At 64.6% G+C, this 15,186-nt stretch carries 16 protein-coding genes; 6 read left to right on the top strand and 10 right to left on the bottom strand.

The features are described 5' to 3' along the window. Positions 1 to 21 precede the first annotated feature (21 nt). A complete protein-coding gene (locus IVA75_RS02505; RefSeq protein WP_247287124.1) occupies positions 22 to 1,290 on the top strand; it encodes a serine hydrolase domain-containing protein in 1,269 nt (422 codons plus the stop codon). Between the two features lie 885 nt (positions 1,291 to 2,175). On the opposite strand, the gene IVA75_RS02500 is transcribed toward IVA75_RS02505, so the two are convergent. Further along, positions 2,176 to 3,027: a LysR family transcriptional regulator gene (locus tag IVA75_RS02500; protein ID WP_027567813.1), complete on the bottom strand. Its 852-nt coding sequence runs from the start codon at positions 3,025 to 3,027 to the stop codon at positions 2,176 to 2,178. Between the two features lie 104 nt (positions 3,028 to 3,131). Between IVA75_RS02500 and IVA75_RS02495 the strand changes: the two genes are divergently transcribed. Further along, positions 3,132 to 4,124 carry a zinc-dependent alcohol dehydrogenase family protein gene (locus IVA75_RS02495; RefSeq protein ID WP_247287125.1) on the top strand — a complete coding sequence of 331 codons (993 nt, stop codon included), beginning with the start codon at positions 3,132 to 3,134 and terminating at the stop codon, positions 4,122 to 4,124. Between the two features lie 79 nt (positions 4,125 to 4,203). Here IVA75_RS02495 and IVA75_RS02490 read toward each other — a convergent pair whose 3' ends face one another. Together IVA75_RS02490 and IVA75_RS02485 are read right to left on the bottom strand one after the other, a co-directional pair. Further along, the gene (locus tag IVA75_RS02490) at positions 4,204 to 4,467 is read right to left on the bottom strand and encodes a hypothetical protein (protein ID WP_247287126.1); all 264 of its coding nucleotides are present in this window, start codon (positions 4,465 to 4,467) and stop codon (positions 4,204 to 4,206) included. A 321-nt stretch (positions 4,468 to 4,788) separates the two neighbouring features. Next, on the bottom strand, positions 4,789 to 5,862 hold the full coding sequence (locus IVA75_RS02485; protein WP_247287127.1) for a hypothetical protein: 1,074 nt from the start codon (positions 5,860 to 5,862) through the stop codon (positions 4,789 to 4,791). A 242-nt stretch (positions 5,863 to 6,104) separates the two neighbouring features. On the opposite strand from IVA75_RS02485, the gene IVA75_RS02480 reads away from it, so the two are divergent. Next, positions 6,105 to 7,145 carry a patatin-like phospholipase family protein gene (locus IVA75_RS02480; RefSeq protein ID WP_247287128.1) on the top strand — a complete coding sequence of 347 codons (1,041 nt, stop codon included), beginning with the start codon at positions 6,105 to 6,107 and terminating at the stop codon, positions 7,143 to 7,145. Here IVA75_RS02480 and IVA75_RS02475 read toward each other — a convergent pair whose 3' ends face one another. Continuing rightward, a complete protein-coding gene (locus tag IVA75_RS02475; protein ID WP_007611784.1) occupies positions 7,146 to 7,574 on the bottom strand; it encodes a CBS domain-containing protein in 429 nt (142 codons plus the stop codon). Between the two features lie 189 nt (positions 7,575 to 7,763). Continuing rightward, positions 7,764 to 8,540: a rhomboid family intramembrane serine protease gene (locus IVA75_RS02470; protein ID WP_247287129.1), complete on the bottom strand. Its 777-nt coding sequence runs from the start codon at positions 8,538 to 8,540 to the stop codon at positions 7,764 to 7,766. A gap of 524 nt (positions 8,541 to 9,064) precedes the next feature. Between IVA75_RS02470 and IVA75_RS02465 the strand changes: the two genes are divergently transcribed. Next, positions 9,065 to 9,619: a PAS domain-containing protein gene (locus tag IVA75_RS02465; RefSeq protein WP_247287131.1), complete on the top strand. Its 555-nt coding sequence runs from the start codon at positions 9,065 to 9,067 to the stop codon at positions 9,617 to 9,619. A gap of 13 nt (positions 9,620 to 9,632) precedes the next feature. On the opposite strand, the gene IVA75_RS02460 is transcribed toward IVA75_RS02465, so the two are convergent. Beyond that, a complete protein-coding gene (locus tag IVA75_RS02460; RefSeq protein WP_247287133.1) occupies positions 9,633 to 10,022 on the bottom strand; it encodes a hypothetical protein in 390 nt (129 codons plus the stop codon). A 146-nt stretch (positions 10,023 to 10,168) separates the two neighbouring features. On the opposite strand from IVA75_RS02460, the gene IVA75_RS02455 reads away from it, so the two are divergent. Beyond that, the gene (locus tag IVA75_RS02455) at positions 10,169 to 10,675 is read left to right on the top strand and encodes a GNAT family N-acetyltransferase (RefSeq protein WP_247287135.1); all 507 of its coding nucleotides are present in this window, start codon (positions 10,169 to 10,171) and stop codon (positions 10,673 to 10,675) included. 32 nt (positions 10,676 to 10,707) lie between these two features. On the opposite strand, the gene IVA75_RS02450 is transcribed toward IVA75_RS02455, so the two are convergent. Continuing rightward, entirely contained in the window at positions 10,708 to 12,693 is a 1,986-nt protein-coding gene (locus IVA75_RS02450) for a DEAD/DEAH box helicase (protein ID WP_247287439.1), read from the bottom strand. 463 nt (positions 12,694 to 13,156) lie between these two features. Here IVA75_RS02450 and IVA75_RS02445 point away from each other — a divergent pair, with 463 nt between their 5' ends. Next, positions 13,157 to 13,510 (top strand): cupin domain-containing protein, encoded by a 354-nt coding sequence (locus IVA75_RS02445; RefSeq protein ID WP_247287137.1) that lies wholly within the window; start codon positions 13,157 to 13,159, stop codon positions 13,508 to 13,510. Between the two features lie 38 nt (positions 13,511 to 13,548). On the opposite strand, the gene IVA75_RS02440 is transcribed toward IVA75_RS02445, so the two are convergent. The 3 genes from IVA75_RS02440 to IVA75_RS02430 form a co-directional block, all read right to left on the bottom strand. Then, the gene (locus tag IVA75_RS02440) at positions 13,549 to 14,061 is read right to left on the bottom strand and encodes a hypothetical protein (RefSeq protein WP_247287138.1); all 513 of its coding nucleotides are present in this window, start codon (positions 14,059 to 14,061) and stop codon (positions 13,549 to 13,551) included. Between the two features lie 115 nt (positions 14,062 to 14,176). Beyond that, complete coding sequence (locus tag IVA75_RS02435) at positions 14,177 to 14,605, bottom strand: VOC family protein (protein WP_247287139.1); 429 nt, start codon at positions 14,603 to 14,605, stop codon at positions 14,177 to 14,179. 96 nt (positions 14,606 to 14,701) lie between these two features. After that, the gene (locus tag IVA75_RS02430; RefSeq protein WP_247287140.1) at positions 14,702 to 15,184 is read right to left on the bottom strand and encodes a DUF5680 domain-containing protein; all 483 of its coding nucleotides are present in this window, start codon (positions 15,182 to 15,184) and stop codon (positions 14,702 to 14,704) included. Positions 15,185 to 15,186: the final 2 nt, after the last annotated feature.

The following is a 15,186-nucleotide window of genomic DNA, read 5'->3' as shown; positions in this document are numbered from 1 at the left end:
CCGGCAAGGGAGGAAGCCCGGATGAAGCGTCGTGAATTTCTGGTCGGAGCCGCGCTGCTGGCCGGCACGATGGCGCGAAGCCGCGCCGCCGACGTCCCCGCGCCGTCGTCCGACGGGCTCGACCGTATCACCGCGTATTTTGACAACGAGGTGACGAGCGGCCGGCTGCCGGGCGTAGTGGTGCTGGTCCAGCAGCACGGCAAGCCGGTCTATCTGAAGACTTTTGGCGTGCGCGACACCAGGACGGGCCTCGCGATGACGTCCGATACGATCTTCGCCATCCACTCGATGACCAAGCCGGTCACGTGCCTCGGCGCGATGATGCTGATCGACCAGGGCAAGCTTGCGCTCACCGACTCCGTGTCGAAATACATTCCCCTCTTTGCCGACACTAAGGTGGGCCTCGAGGTCACCAATCCCGACGGCACGCTGAAGGTGGATCTCGTGGCCCCGGTCCGTCCCGTCAACATTGAGGATCTGCTGCGGCACACTTCGGGCATCAGCTACGACTATATCGGCGGCAAATGGGTTGAGCAGGCCTACAAGGCCGCCAACATCTTCGAAGGTCAATTCGACAACAGGGAGTTCGCCCAACGAATCGCGAGGCTGCCGCTGGCACGGCAACCGGGAACGCTGTGGCGCTACGGTCATTCCACCGACGTGCTCGGCAGCGTCATCGAGATCATCTCGGGCCAGACGCTGTACGCATTCCTCAAGCAGCGCATCTTCGATCCGCTCGGCATGAGCAGCACAAAATTCGCGCTGGCGACCGAGGACGAGCTCGCGCGGATGGCGCGGCCCCTGCCGAACGACAACATCCTGCTCGCCGCCGAGCGCGAGCGCCTCGACCATCCCGAATGGCAGTCCGGCGGCGGCGGCCTGCTCTCGACCATCACCGACTATCAGCGCTTCTCGCAGATGCTGCTCAATGGCGGCGAGTTCGACGGCAAGCGCTATCTCAGTCCTGCGGCGTTCAAGGCCATGACGACCGATCACGTCGGGCCGGGCTCGGGCGTCGGACGCGACTATTTCTATTTTCCGGGCGACGGTTTCGGCTATGGCTATGGCCTTGCGGTGCGGACCGATCCCGGCAACGCCAAACCGCCGCCGCCGGGCTCGCTCGGCGAGTTGAAATGGGACAGTGGCAGCGGCACCTATTTCGGCGTCGATCCCAAGCTCGATATGGTCTACCTGCTGATGCAGCAGACCCAGAACGAGCGCAGCCGCATCACGCCCGCCTTCAAGGCGCTGGTCTATGACTGTTATCCGTCCGAGTTACGCCGCCCGTGAAGCGCGCTGGCTGAAAGCGGCGAGCAGCTTTGCAATCTCGGCGCCGGGCACTTCCATCATCCTCGTCATTGCGAGCGCAGCGCAGCAATCCAGAATCTTTCCGCGGCGGCAGACTGGATTGCTTCGCTCCGCTCGCAATGACGGAGTCTTTGGGTGGCAGGGTCGCGCGTCCATTCGCATTCCGGAGCGCAGACACACCTTCGCATCCTCGCGGCGTGTTCGCCCGAGCTTTGCTTCATCGCCTCCCCCTCAAATGAAAGAGGGCGCAGGGAAGACCGGGTGCCGGCTGGCACCCGCGGTCCACTGTGTGAGATTGTCGTGAACAAGATTGCACAGCGGCATACAGGTGAAGCCAAAACATCCGGCCTTCCCTGCGCAGTGGCTTTACAGCTTATGTCGCGCTCTCCCCGGGGAGCGATGCACTATTGCCCCCGTCGCCTTGCGGATGGCTGACGCGTGCGCCCGGTTGGGCAGCCCACATCACCGCAACGCTTGACGCACAGACCCCGGGCGTCAGGACCACACGATTTCGCCGTACGCCGATCACACCGGTCGTGTGCGCGAGGCCTTCGCCCACGGTTGCCCGCCCCTGCGAAGCCGTTCGCGCCGATGTGACCAACGTCCACCGCCGTCCGGCCCGCGTTCGTGACGATCGCGATACGCCCCTCTTCCTTGGGCCGGAGTGAGGCGATGCATACGTCGTTTCCGAATTTCGGTAAAGCGGGATATTTTTGAGGGCAGGAATTGACCGACAGCTTGGGTGTTTTGCCTGACGGGCACCGCAAGGTCTTGTAACCCGGATGAGCCCAGCGCAATCCGGCTCGCGCCGCACCTGTCCCGGGTATCGCTGCGCACACCCTGGCCACGGCAGCGTGTCAAGAGCCATCACCCTGCCAATCGATCGATCACGAGATCGAGCAGCGCGCGCAGGCGAGCGAGGCGCCTGAGATCGCGGTGGTAGCCGACATAGGTGTCGCGGCCGGGTGGCGTCGCGCCGATGTCGAGCGCGACCAGCCGGCGGTCGCGGTCGCCGAGGGGACGCGGCAGCACTGCCAGCCCGCCGCCGCTCGCGCAAAGCTCCGCCTGCGCCTGCCTATTATTGCTGCGCGAGGCGATTTGCATATTCGGCAGCGTGCGCTTCAACCAGAGGGCATCGGGCATGTCGGCGAATTCGGCGTTCATGGTCACAACACGGATACCGCTTCCGTCGCCGGCGCGTGGCGGCTTGCTGCCTTTCTTGCCGTAGAGAGCGTAGGGAATGTGGAGCAGCTTTCGGGAGATCACTTCAGGCTCGTCGAACGGTTTGATGCGGAAGACGAGATCAGCCTCGCGGCGCGGCAGACTGTAGAGGCGCGCATCGGTCAGAAGCTCGACGGTCACCTTGGGATGGCGCTTGCCGAACGCGGCAATCAGCGGCGAGAGTATCACCGTCCCGAACCAGTCCGACGACGACAGACGCAGCAAGCCATCGAGCTGCGTCTCCGCGCCGGATGCACGCCGCTCCAAGGCGAGCGCCTCCTCTTCAATCCGCTCGGCATGGCGCAGCACAGCTGTGCCCTCGTCGGTCAGCACGAAGCCATCCGCCGTGCGCTGGAACAGCGTTTGTCCGAGCGACTTTTCGAGCGCGCGAAGTCTCCGTCCCATCGTCGGCTGGGTCTGGCCGATCTTCCGTGCGGCCGCGCCGAGAGTGCCTTCGCGCGCAACCGCCAGGAAGATGCGCAGATCGCTCCAGTCCACCGGAAGCCTCCTCATACAAAAACGCACGACAATCGTACATTCTCATTCCTTCCCATGCAAAAAATCATGGGCATATTGGAGGCCGACAACGGAGCAAGACGATCATGACGAGACAATCGACGATGCGCGCGGCCGTCCTGGAGACCCACAACGCGCCGCTGCGCCCCTCAACCGTCCCCACGCCCGAGATCGGTCCGCGCGAGGTGCTGGTGCGAATCCGCGCGAGCGGGATCAATCCGCTCGACACCAAGATCCATGCGGGCGCGGCGGCGCATGCGCGCCATCCGCTGTCTGCGGTTCTCGGGCTGGATCTCGCCGGTGTGATCGAACAGACCGGGCGTGACGTCTCGCGGTTCAAGCGGGGCGACGAGGTCTATGGCATGACGGGAGGCGTCGGCGGTGTGCAGGGATCGCTCGCCGAATTCGCCGCTGTCGACGCCGACCTGCTGGCGTTGAAGCCTGCCAATCTCAGCATGCGGGAGGCAGCCGCCCTGCCCCTCATCTTCATCACGGCCTGGGAAGGACTGATCGACCGCGCGGCGCTGAAGGCCGGACAAAAGGTGTTGATCCATGGCGGCGCAGGCGGCGTTGGGCACATGGCGATCCAGATCGCGCGCGCGTTCGGAGCAGAAATGTTCGCGACCGGCTCGGCATCGCAGCGCGCCACCATCGAAGGCTTTGGCGCGACCTTCATCGATCGCGATACCGCCATCGCGACTTATGTTGCAGAGCATACGGGCGGCCGCGGCTTCGACGTCGTCTACGACACCGTGGGCGGCCAGGTACTCGACGCTTCCTTCGAAGCCGTGCGCCGCTTCGGCCATGTCGTGAGCGCGCTCGGATGGGGTTCGCACGCGCTTGCGCCGCTCTCGTTCCGCGCAGCCACCTATTCCGGCGTGTTCACGCTGCTGCCGCTGCTCTCAGGGGAAGGCCGCGCGCACCACGGAGAGATCATGGCGGAGGCCACGCGCCTGGTTGAGGCCGGCAAGCTCTTGCCGATGCTCGATGCCCGGCACTTCACACTGGAGAACGTCGAGGACGCCTATGCGCTAATCCGCGATCACGCGACGCAGGGCAAGCTCGTTGTAAACATCTGACGGTGCTCGCAGAGAAGTCTCGTCGCCGGATGAAGCGAAGCGCAAGCCGGGCTGCGGAGACCCGCACGCGCTGAGGCGACTAGTCCTCGCTGGACGTCGCCAAGCGGTTGCGCAGATGGGCTTGCGACAACAGAAAGAACAATGCGCGCTCGCCATGATATTTCGCGGACGGCCGGGTGCGCTCGAAGCCATCGGCGAATTTCTTGCCGGATTGGTCGCACACCTGCCACCGCCAGCCGAACCGCTTACGCCTGGTGAGGATCACTTCGAACATGCCGACGAGCTTGGTCCCCTGCTCCTTGCCGGTCTCGCAGACGCACGAGCCTGCTCCGGCCTCCTCCATTGGAGGGATGCCCGACATATAACGCAGCAGGATGGAAAGCGAATAAAATTGATTATCGGAAATAGGTATCTTGCACTGGCTGTGAGGAAGTCGCAGCGCCGCTGGAATAAGCCGGCCATGCCGGTGTTGATCGGTCCTGCTTGGTAGCGCTGACAAAGCTATTCAAATCGCAACACGAAACGGAGTAGCGGAGAGCATCCGCTTTCGCACATGTGACGAGACTGGCGGTAATAAGATATGGGAGATCCATGCGCTGAATGAGAAGTATTCACCAGACACGAAGACCAGCGTCGGGCCGCATGCGGCATCACCGCTCAAGCACTACCGCGCGACTACTTCCACTTCGCCGTCGACGCCGTTGACGACGTTGAAGCCGCGCTCGTAGACCTTGCCCTCGTTCTTGGCGATGGCGCGGTATTCGCCTTCCGAGAGCACGACGCGCGGGAAGGCGCCGATCGATTCCTTGATGACGTCGCCGCCCGGGGTCAGCACCGACCAGGCGGTGTTGGCGAGCGCCTCGCCGCCCCTGTCGCTGACCAGCTTGAGCGTGATGACGGCGGCGCGGTGGGTGATGGTGACGTCGGTGAGCTTGCTGGCCTGAACGCGGATGTCCGAGCGCACCACCGAATTGGCATCGCCGTAGTTCGAGATGATGTAGTAGGTGCCTTCCGGCAGCAGCACGACGTCACCGGCGGCGACGTTCGGCACCAAGGAGGCGCGCTCGCCGGATTCGAACTGGCTGCCCTTGTAGATCGCGAACGAGATCTGGTTCTGCGGAATGCGGCTGGTGCCGACGCGGCCCTCGATGCGCAAGCCGCCGGCGGGCAGCACGAAGGACTCGCGGTCGGTCTCGGCCTTCAGGCTGACGGTGCGCACCGCGCTGACGAGGCCAAAGGCGACATGCACGACGTAATTGCCGGGCGGCAGCACGATGTTCGGCGTGGCGTTGCGGTCCTCGCGGATCAGCTTGAAGGTGCCGTTCTCGTCGGGACGATCGGCAAACACGCGCCAGACCAGGCCGCTGGTAATCGGCGGGGTGTCCTTGCCGTATTTCGCCGTCAGTGACAGCACGCCCTGCCCGGGCACGGCCGCGTTGAGCGGCGCGGCGGACGGCACGGTCGTGACCGCGGGCGGCGGCATGCTGGGCGTGGTCGGCTGCAACAGGGTCGGCGGCAGGCTCGGCGGTCCGGCACCCGGGCCGGAGGGCGGCGCCAGACTGACCGCGCCGCCGGGATCGGGCACCGAAGCGGGCGGCACCGGCGGTGGACGATCGGAGAAAAGCTGCGCCTGCGCAGCATTTTGGCCAAGGGCATAGAGGCAGGCAGCAAGGATCAGCGCCGGCAGCAGCGATGCGCTGCGCCGCCATCCGATGATGCCGTCACCCCCGAGAGTCATGCCACCTGCTTTTCACCGAAAACGCGGCAAATTCAAGCCTCCGAAACCCCGAGAAATACGGCCCGACACGGCTTTTGGAACCCGGTTGACGCCTGCGTGATTACCCCAGGGGCAACCGCGCCTCGCCATACTCCTGCCCCGTGCCCTTCCCAAACCGGCATAAACCATGCTTCGGCCCGGTTCTGGCGGAGCGCGACTGCGGTGCCTAGTCTGATGGCGGGTCCCGGCGTAGGAGAGTTTCGGTGCTGGACATATTGAAGGGTCGGGGTTCGAACAGCGACAAGATCGCCGAGAAAGTCGGCCTGGGCAGCATCCGCCGGCCGGTCATCGGCCTTGCGCTTGGCGGCGGCGCGGCGCGCGGCTTCGCCCATATCGGCATTATCCGGACCCTGCTCGCCAACGGAATCGTGCCTGACGTCGTGGTCGGCACCTCGATCGGCGCGGTGGTCGGCGGCCTCTATGCGGCCGGCCGGCTCGATACGCTGGAAGAATGGGGCCGCAGCCTGCAAGGGATGCGCAACATTCTCGGCTACCTCGACATCCGCCTCAACGGCTCCGGCCTGATCGGCGGCGAGAAGCTGGCGACCCGGCTCGAGGCTGCCTGCGGCCAGAGCCAGATCGAGGACCTCCCGGTCAAGTTCGCCGCCGTCGCGACCGAGGTCCGCACCGGCCACGAGATTTGGCTGACGCGCGGCCGCGTGGTCGACGCGATGCGCGCCTCCTATGCGCTGCCCGGCATCTTCTCTCCGGTCCTAATCGGCGATCGCTGGCTGGTCGACGGCGCATTGGTGAACCCGGTGCCGGTCTCGGCCGCGCGCGCGCTCGGCGCGGAAATCGTCATCGCCGCAAATCTTTCCAGCGACATCTTCACCTATTCGACGACGGTCTATTCGCACGGCGCGATGCCTGAACCGGTGATCCCCGTGGCGGAAGAGCAGACGTCAAAGCGGCGCTTCCCGAGATTCTTCTCGCCTGAGAAGACGGTGAAGCGCGAGTTCTTCGGCGGCGGCAGCGCCCGGCCCGGCCTCTCTTCGGTGATGGTCGACGCCTTCAACATCATGCAGGACCGCATCACCCGTGCCCGCCTCGCCGGCGATCCGCCCGATATGCTGATCACGCCGCGGATCGGTCAATTCGGCTGGTTCGATTTCCACCGCTCCGAGGACCTCATCGCCCTGGGCACGCGCGCGGCCGAGCGTGCGCTGGAGTCCATCCAGGAGGCAATCCACGAGCTGGCGCCCGCGCCGGAGGGCGCCGCGCCCAAAGCCGACCAGCAGGCCTGATCAGGCGGTCTTGATGTAGTCGCGCAGGGCTTCCTGCTCGGACTCGTATTCCTGCACCCGACGCTTGACGATGTCGCCGATCGAGATCAGGCCGACCACCTTGCCGTTGTCGACCACGGGCAGATGGCGGAACTTGCCGGTGGTCATCATCTCCATGAGCTCGGCGACCGTGTCGGTCTCCTTGCAGGTGACGACCTTGCGGGTCATGACCTGCGAGACCGGCTCCTCCAGTGCGCCGGCGCCGCGTTCGCCGATCACCCGCACGATGTCGCGCTCCGACAGGATGCCTTCCAGCCGGCTCTGGTTCATCACCAGCACCGCGCCGATCTTCTTCTCACCGAGCAATTTGACCGCGACCGCCAGCTTGGCGTCCGGTTCGACGCTCATGATCTGGTGGCCCTTGGTGTTGAGAATCGAACGTACCGTCATTGTCGCCTCCCTGAATCGAAACCGTCCGCTGTTCGCGGTCCGGACTTGTTCTTCGAGTCTTCAACTAACAGTTTCAGCGCCGGTTTCACGCTCAGGCGCTTTGCGAAGCATCGCCGCTAGCGGCCTGTCGCTTCGGAACATTCTTCTCGGGAATGATGGATGAATTCGGGCGGCGCCGCAAGCGCCGCTTCAAATACGTTCTGAAATGTCCTGTGATGACGCATCCGCAGCATCGCTTCGCGCGCGCGGCACGGGATCGAACAGCGTGAACAGCAAGAGGCCGGCAAGGAAGCCGCCGATATGCGCCTGCCAGGCAACGCTCGTGGTCTCGCTGTCGACGCCGATCGCGCCGACGCCGAAAACGATGTTGACGCCGAACCACACCGCGAGGAAACCGAGCACCCGCCCGTCGCGCAGCGCGCGCGACAGCGGCAGCGCCGGAACTCTTGCGGCGGTATCGGCATCCGATCGGCTGAAAGACAGGAAGCTGCCGCGAACGAAGGCGAAACGGATCGCCGCCGCCATCGCGCCGGACACCGAGGCCGAGGCGCCGATCATCGGCGCCACCGCGTGCTCATGGGTGACGAGATGGGCGAGCGCGCCGGTCGCCGCCGTCACCGCCAGGAACAGGAAGAACCTGATGGCGCCAAAGCGCCGCGCCAGCGCGCTGCCGAACGGCAACAGCCACAGCACGTTGAAGCCGAGATGGGTGAGATTGGCGTGCAGCAGCGAATAAGTGACGAAGGTCCAGACCTTGGCGCCGGCCCCACCGGGAATCTCCAGATTGAGCAGCGAGGAATCGTAGCGCTTGGGGATGAAGCCGAAGACGTCGATGGTCCAGTTCTCGAGTTCCGGCGGCAGCAGCACCCGCAGATGGATCACCGCGAGCAAGAGGATATAGGCCGTCAGCGCGAACGGCAGCGTCAGGATCGGCTCGCGCGGAGCCTCCTCAACGACGGCCGGCACCTCCAGCGAAGCATCTTGCGACGGAGGATCTTGCGGCGGAGAATTTGGCGGGGAATCCAAGGCGGCTTCGCTTTCAGGCGCGATCGGAGCGACAGGCGTAACGACAGGCCTTGGAGATAGTCGCCTTTGCCCGCCCTGCGCAAGTGCACAAAAGGAAAAGGCAGGGCCCTGGGAAAGCCCTGCCTATCCGTGTCGGACTTCCGGTACCCAGAGAGACGGGAGTATCCCCACCCCTCCCCGCGGCCGGTGACCAAACTGTTTGACGCCTGTGTACAGGCCTCGCCGAGAACCTGGAGAAAGCGGCGAAGCTTGCGACCGCGATCACCATAGCAGCGGGGCGGCGCACGGAAAGGGCATAGTTAATTTAACGTTAACGACGCAAAGGCAGCGCCAGGGACGCCGAAAACGCCGCTGCGGCATGGACGCTGCAAAGCCCCTCCTGCACAACAACACAGGGATCGCGGCTGCACTGAAGCGGGACAGGTTTGTCCCGCAAGGTTGCGCCCCGGGGTAAGCGTTCAGTCATGAAACATCCGTCGAGCCGCGAGTTCTTCGCATATTGGAACGAGAAGCGCGGCACTGCGCGGGCGCCAGACCGGGCTGATATCGATCCGGCGGCCGTGCGCGGCCTGCTCGGTGACATCTTCGTGCTGTCCTGCGAGCCCAATCTCGGCTTCCCGTTCCGCGTCGCGGGCACGCGCGTCTGCGCGCTCGCCGGGTGCGACCTCAAGGATTCGAGCTTTGCGGCGCTGTTCGACGAAGCCAGCCGCCGCGAGATCGAAGAGATCACGACCATCGTCGCCGACGAGAGCCTCGGCGCAATCGCCGGCGTCACCGCCACACGCGAGGACGGCAGCAAGGCCTATCTCGAGCTGCTGCTGCTGCCGTTCAACGCCCGCCCGCATACACCAGTGAGCGTGACAGGCGTGCTCGCGCCGTTCGACGACGAATGCGGCGCGCTTGGCCCGTTCGCCCTCACCTCCTGGCGCTATCTGCACCAGCCGGAAAAACTGTTGCCGCGCGCGATCCGCAAGCTGCAGATCGCACGCGGGCTGATGGTGTATGAGGGGCTGCGCTAGCAGTGCACCCTGCTCACGGCATCGCCAGATGCCAGGCGCCGTTCAGAAAGCCGTCGCCGGTGACGTCGCCGGGCTTGGTATCCTTGGCGAAGGTGTAGAGCGGCTTGCCCTTATAGGCCCACTGCTTCGAGCCGTCGTCGCGCGTGATGACGGTGTAGCCGTCGGCGGCGGCATCGCTCGCCTCGGCCTTCAGCACCGGCCAATTGGTCGCGCACGGACCATTGCAGGCCGACTTGCCGTCAGCATCCTTGTCGAAAGTATAGAGCGACATGCCCTTGACGTCGGTGAGCACGTTGCCTTTGCCGGTCTTGCCGGTCTTGGTCGGCGGTGCCGCGAAAGCGGCGGGAATCATCGCCAGCGATATTGCGAGCGTGAGCGCGAGGCGGATCGAGGATGTCGTCATGGTCTCTCCTGTCATGCAATGGGCTTGCATGGGTAGGACGCCGCGCGAGCCGCCGTATTCCTGAGATGGCGGCAAGGATTTTTTTCGCTGCACGCATCGTCACATCGGAATAAACTGGGATGATGGAGACGGAACGACGGGTCGACATGAGCAAGCCGCATTGGCGTCCCGCGCACGCCTCCGATCTGCCGGCGGTCAGCACGATCGCAGCGCGGATCCATCCTGATCTGCCTGAACGTCCCGAAGTGTTCGCGGAAAAGATGCGGCTCTATCCCGATGGCTGCCGCGTGCTTGCCACGGACGACGGGATCGTCGGCTACGGTCTCGCGCATCCCTGGATGCAGCACCGGATTCCGCCGCTCGACGGCTTGCTCGAGCAATTGCCCGGCGATGCGGACTGCCTCTATTTGCACGACGTCGCGGTGCTGCCCGACTTTCGCGGCGGCGTTGCGCGCGATTATGTGTTGGCGATCGAACAGCTCGCGCGCGCGTCAGGGATCGCGACGCTCGCATTGGTGTCGGTCTACGCCACGCGGCCGCTGTGGGAGCGTCTCGGCTTTCGGCCCGTCACGGCTGATGCGGAGCTGCGGGCAAAGCTTGCGACCTACGGCGACAGCGCAACCTACATGCTGCGCGACCTCGCTGCGACGTAACGCCCCTCCCCGTCGACGCCGGAAGGCGGCCGTCAGGTGCGATGCTTCTTTTTCGTCTTCGGCTTCTTTCCGGCGGCGCCCTTCTCAGACCACGACGTGACCGAGGGCTCGGCGTGGCCCGGCTTGTTCTTGTGCTTTTTCTTCTTTGCGAAGGAAGGAGCATCGTCGAATTTCGGTGTGCGCTCGCCGTACGGCTTTTCGTGCGGCTTGCCATGTGGCTTGCCTTGAGGTTTGCCTTGCGGCTTGAACCCGCTCGGCTCGCGCGCGCGGTCGCGATGATCGCTGTCGCCGCTGTCGCGCCGCGGCGCGTGGGACCGCTCTTCCGAAGCCGTTTGCCGCTGCGGCGCATCCGCCATCGGCTCGAGGCGGATATTGTCTTCCTTGTCCGGACGCTTGATCTTCACGGCGAAGGATTCCGCGACCCGCTCGGAAATTTCGAACTCGGTCGTGGTGTCCATGATCTTGATCGCGCCGATATCGTTCTTGTCGATGCCGCCACGACGGCAGATCATCGGCAACAGCCAGCGCGCTTCCGCATTCTTTTTTCGTCCGATGTTGGCCCGGAACCAGACGCTGCCATCCGCCATGCCATGTTTCGACGACGATTTGCCCGGTTTGGGACGAGCCCTTTCGGGCCGATCGTCGCCACGCGAAGCGCGGACATCGTCGCGCGGTGCGCGCGTATCATTGCGGCCGCGATCCTCGCGCGGCCGGCTGCTCCGCTCGCCGGGATCCATAATGTCTTCGGGCGACGGCAGCCGCGCGCGATAAAGCCGTGCGAGTGACGCGGCGATCTCCTCAGCGGACCGCTCGGCCAATAGGGCCTGCGCCAGCGCCAGATCGTCGGCGGTGGTCTCTTCCGTGAACAGCACGTCCTTCATGCGCTCGTGATCGAGTTTGCGGATCTCATCCGGCTGCGGCGCCGTCCCCCAGACCGCGTCGATTCCCGAAACATTCAGCAGCATTTCCGCTCGCCGCCGCCGCACGGGCGGCACCAGCAGGATGCTCGTCCCCTTGCGGCCCGCGCGGCCGGTGCGGCCGGAGCGATGCTGCATGACCTCGGCATCGTTGGGCAGGTCCGCATGAATGACGAGATCGAGGCTGGGCAGATCGATGCCGCGGGCGGCAACGTCGGTCGCCACGCAGACGCGCGAGCGTCCGTCCCGCAGCGACTGCAGCGCCGTGGTCCGCTCGTTCTGCGTCAATTCACCTGACAGAGCGACCACGGAGAAGCCGCGCTCCAGCAGCGCCGCCTGCAAATGCCGGACGCCATCGCGCGTGCTGCAGAACACCAGCGCGCTCGGCGCCTCGTAGAAGCGCAACACGTTGACGACCGCGTGCTCGGCGTCGCCGGGCGCGATCCGGATCGCGCGGTACTCGATATCGGCGTGACCGCCTTCGTCGCCGGCGACCTCGATCCGGAACGCCCGCTGCTGATACTGCTTGGCCAGCGCGACGATGCCGCGCGGGAACGTCGCCGAGAACATCAGGGTGCGGCGCGTGTCTGGCGTGGTCTTGAGGATGAACTCCATGTCCTCGCGAAAGCCGAGATTGAGCATCTCGTCGGCCTCGTCGAGCACGACCACCTTCAATTCCGAGATGTCGAGACGGCCGCGGCGCAAATGATCGCACAACCGGCCGGGCGTGCCGACGACGATATGAGCGCCGGCCGCAAGCTCGCGCTGTTCGCGCCTGGGATCCATGCCGCCGACGCAGGAGACGACGCGCCCACTCGCATGCTCGTACAGCCACGCCAGCTCGCGATGGACCTGCAGGGCAAGCTCGCGGGTCGGCGCCACGATCAGGGCGAGCGGTGCACCCGCCCGCTCGAACCGCTCGGCGTCGCCCAACAGGTCCTTGGCCATCGCCAGCCCATAGGCCAGGGTCTTGCCGGAGCCGGTCTGGGCCGAAACCAAGAGGTCGCGGTCTGCGGCCTCGTCCGTGAGCACGGCGAGCTGAACGGGGGTCGGACGGTCGTAGTTGCGCTCGGCCAAAGCTCGGGCGAGCGGCGCACTCATGGTCGGAAAAGACACGGGATAAACCTTGGTTGGTCCAGGCGCGGAACGTCGAGCCGCGCGACCTGAAGCTGCGTAGGCGGCAAATGGTCCAGCCGCACGCGTGGTGATTTGATTTTGACGCTCTTTACGCCAAGTGCGGGCAAATCACCATGCCTATGACGCATGGCTTTGGTGATGCCGAGAATAAGCTTACTGGCCAGCTCGACCCACTACATCCAGCGTTTCCGGGCCGTTTTGCTGCATATAGCGGGACTTTGCGCCGAAGCAGAGGGTTTCGCGGCCACCCGGCTCAATTTCACACCATTGGGCGTGCCGAGATGTGCACATGACCTCTCTCGGTCGAACGGCTTGTGTGGCGACTGCACGCCTTGCGACGAGACCACAGCCGTCGAGACGCAAGTCTTGTCGCCCCAGCGCGTCGCCCCCAAATCGTGCCTCACGAGGAAGCAAAGAAGGGTGACACATGGCCGACGGCATATCGCTTGCCGACAAACTCGCGACTTTTGGGGATTTCTGGTCTCCGCGCACGATCACAACCTTCAACGACTGCGACGTGATGGTGGTGAAGGTGAAGGGAGAGTTCACCTGGCACAAGCACGACGACACCGACGATTTCTTTCTCGTCCTGAAAGGCAGCCTGGACATCGAATTGCGGGATCGCACGGTGACGCTTGGTCCGGGCGAACTCTATGTCGTGCCCACGGGTGTTGAGCATCGCTCGGTCGCGCGCGAGGAAGTTCATCTCCTGCTCATCGAGCCGACCGGCACGCCGAACACGGGCGACAAGGCCACCGCCGCGGCCCGCAAGCTCGCATAGCGGGCAAATCGCGCGGGCGCAGCCCTCATCCTGCAGCCTTAATCCCTGGAGGTCACCGGGCTACTGAAGCCGCCAGCCAGCCTGGCTCTGGCCCGCGCAACGGTGTCCCTCGCCGCGCGGCCGAGGGCGCGGACCGCGCGCCAGGCTTCGGTTGCCTGCAGCCATGCCTTGACGTCTGTGAACTTGCCGTAGACCCAGGCAAAAGCCGGAATCCGCATCAGCTTGTCACGCGTGAGCTGGAATAGGCGCTCGACCAGCACGAGCTTGAGCAACTCGCCGACGATGAAAGTTACGGCCCCGCTTACGACCTGGCCGGTTGCCGCGAGATAGGCCGCGACGGGCTTGACCGGCTCCAGGATAATGACGGGCACGGAAAACAAGGCGAGCGAGCAATAAGGCGACAGCGACCTGATCCAGGCGCGCAATCGCCAGAATTCGAAATGCTGCTCGATCCAGCGCGAGATTGGTCTCGCCACAGCCATGAAGACCGCATCCACCAGGAAGTAGATGGCCGCCGCGATGTAGGTCAGGGGCTTCAGGATTCGCTTCACGATGAACTCTCCCGTGAACTGAAAGCCGGAACCCGGGCCTTAGTTTCACCCCGGCGTGAATAACCCGCGGATTTTCGATGGAACTTTTCCCGCGCAGGGCCGCCGCTCCCGCGTTTCAGATCTCCGCATAAACCTCCAAGAGATTGCCGTCGGGGTCGCGAAAGAACAGCGTCCGATGTCCAAACGACTGGTTCGTCGGCGGCGACAGCAACGCAACGCCGTGCCGTACGAGTTCGTCGGCACACGCATCGACTTCGGCCGCGGACACCTTGAAGGCCAGTTGCAGCGCGGCGCTCCCGTGCGGCACCGGCGCGTCGCCTGCGGTTCGGCTGGGCTTCGCCAGCGCGAGCGTATTGCTGCCCAAGCCGTACTCGATCCAGTTCGGCGACAACTCACGCAGCAACGGAAACGCCAGAACCTCCTCGTAGAAGCGGCGCATCGCCGCCATGTCGCGCACGAAGATGACGGTGTAGTCGATCGCACGAATGGCGCTGAAGGGTGAGCGGGTGCGTTGGATTGGTTCGGTTTTCATCTCGTCCTTCATTCCAAACTCCGACTCGTAGCCCGTATGGAGCGCAGTGGAATACGGGACCGGCGGCCCCGGATTACGCTACGCTGCATCCGGGATACGAGCTCAAAATTATCGCAGCAAACCACCACCATAGCGCAACTCGTAAAGCAGCGCTCCATCATGCCGCGAGATCGTCTCGATGCTGTGGAAGCGATCGAGCGAGCCTTCGACCTCATTGCGGTAGACCATGTCCGCCTGCTCGAAGACGCGCGGCCCCCGGTACGGCTCCTCGACGGATACGGCCAGCAGCGCCTGGCGCAGGAATTTGTAGATACCAAGGAAGGTGTCTCGATCGGTGATCTCCGCGCGGACGCCACCACTGTAGCTCATCGACCAGATGACGCGCTCATCCCGAGACACGGTCTCTTGGCCAACGAAAAACCCCATCCCGAAATAGATATCGCGATAGGCATAGGGTGCCGCGCGATGCTCGAGCTGCTTGGAGCCTCTGAGCAGCGGAGCGGCCACGGTGGCGTCGTCGTCCAGCCCCGCATAGGTCCGCCGCTTGGCTTCGACCAGGAACGCTGCAAGATCGTGGGGGATGGTCGACATCG

Origin of the sequence: Bradyrhizobium sp. 134, assembly GCF_023074155.1 — a bacterium.
Lineage (GTDB): Bacteria > Pseudomonadota > Alphaproteobacteria > Rhizobiales > Xanthobacteraceae > Bradyrhizobium.
The sequence above is the reverse complement of the archived record's forward strand: the minus strand, read 5'-3'. Positions and strand labels throughout refer to the sequence as shown.

Bases quoted from the DNA above. Each gene is read 5' to 3' on its own strand.
- IVA75_RS02505 (WP_247287124.1), top strand. From the start codon at position 22: ATGAAGCGTCGTGAATTTCTGGTCGGAGCCGCGCTGCTGGCCGGCACG.
- IVA75_RS02495 (WP_247287125.1), top strand. From the start codon at position 3,132: ATGACGAGACAATCGACGATGCGCGCGGCCGTCCTGGAGACCCACAAC.
- IVA75_RS02490 (WP_247287126.1), bottom strand. From the start codon at position 4,467: ATGGAGGAGGCCGGAGCAGGCTCGTGCGTCTGCGAGACCGGCAAGGAG.
- IVA75_RS02485 (WP_247287127.1), bottom strand. From the start codon at position 5,862: ATGACTCTCGGGGGTGACGGCATCATCGGATGGCGGCGCAGCGCATCG.
- IVA75_RS02475 (WP_007611784.1), bottom strand. From the start codon at position 7,574: ATGACGGTACGTTCGATTCTCAACACCAAGGGCCACCAGATCATGAGC.
- IVA75_RS02465 (WP_247287131.1), top strand. From the start codon at position 9,065: ATGAAACATCCGTCGAGCCGCGAGTTCTTCGCATATTGGAACGAGAAG.
- IVA75_RS02460 (WP_247287133.1), bottom strand. From the start codon at position 10,022: ATGACGACATCCTCGATCCGCCTCGCGCTCACGCTCGCAATATCGCTG.
- IVA75_RS02455 (WP_247287135.1), top strand. From the start codon at position 10,169: ATGAGCAAGCCGCATTGGCGTCCCGCGCACGCCTCCGATCTGCCGGCG.
- IVA75_RS02450 (WP_247287439.1), bottom strand. From the start codon at position 12,693: ATGAGTGCGCCGCTCGCCCGAGCTTTGGCCGAGCGCAACTACGACCGT.
- IVA75_RS02445 (WP_247287137.1), top strand. From the start codon at position 13,157: ATGGCCGACGGCATATCGCTTGCCGACAAACTCGCGACTTTTGGGGAT.
- IVA75_RS02435 (WP_247287139.1), bottom strand. From the start codon at position 14,605: ATGAAGGACGAGATGAAAACCGAACCAATCCAACGCACCCGCTCACCC.
- IVA75_RS02430 (WP_247287140.1), bottom strand. From the start codon at position 15,184: ATGTCGACCATCCCCCACGATCTTGCAGCGTTCCTGGTCGAAGCCAAG.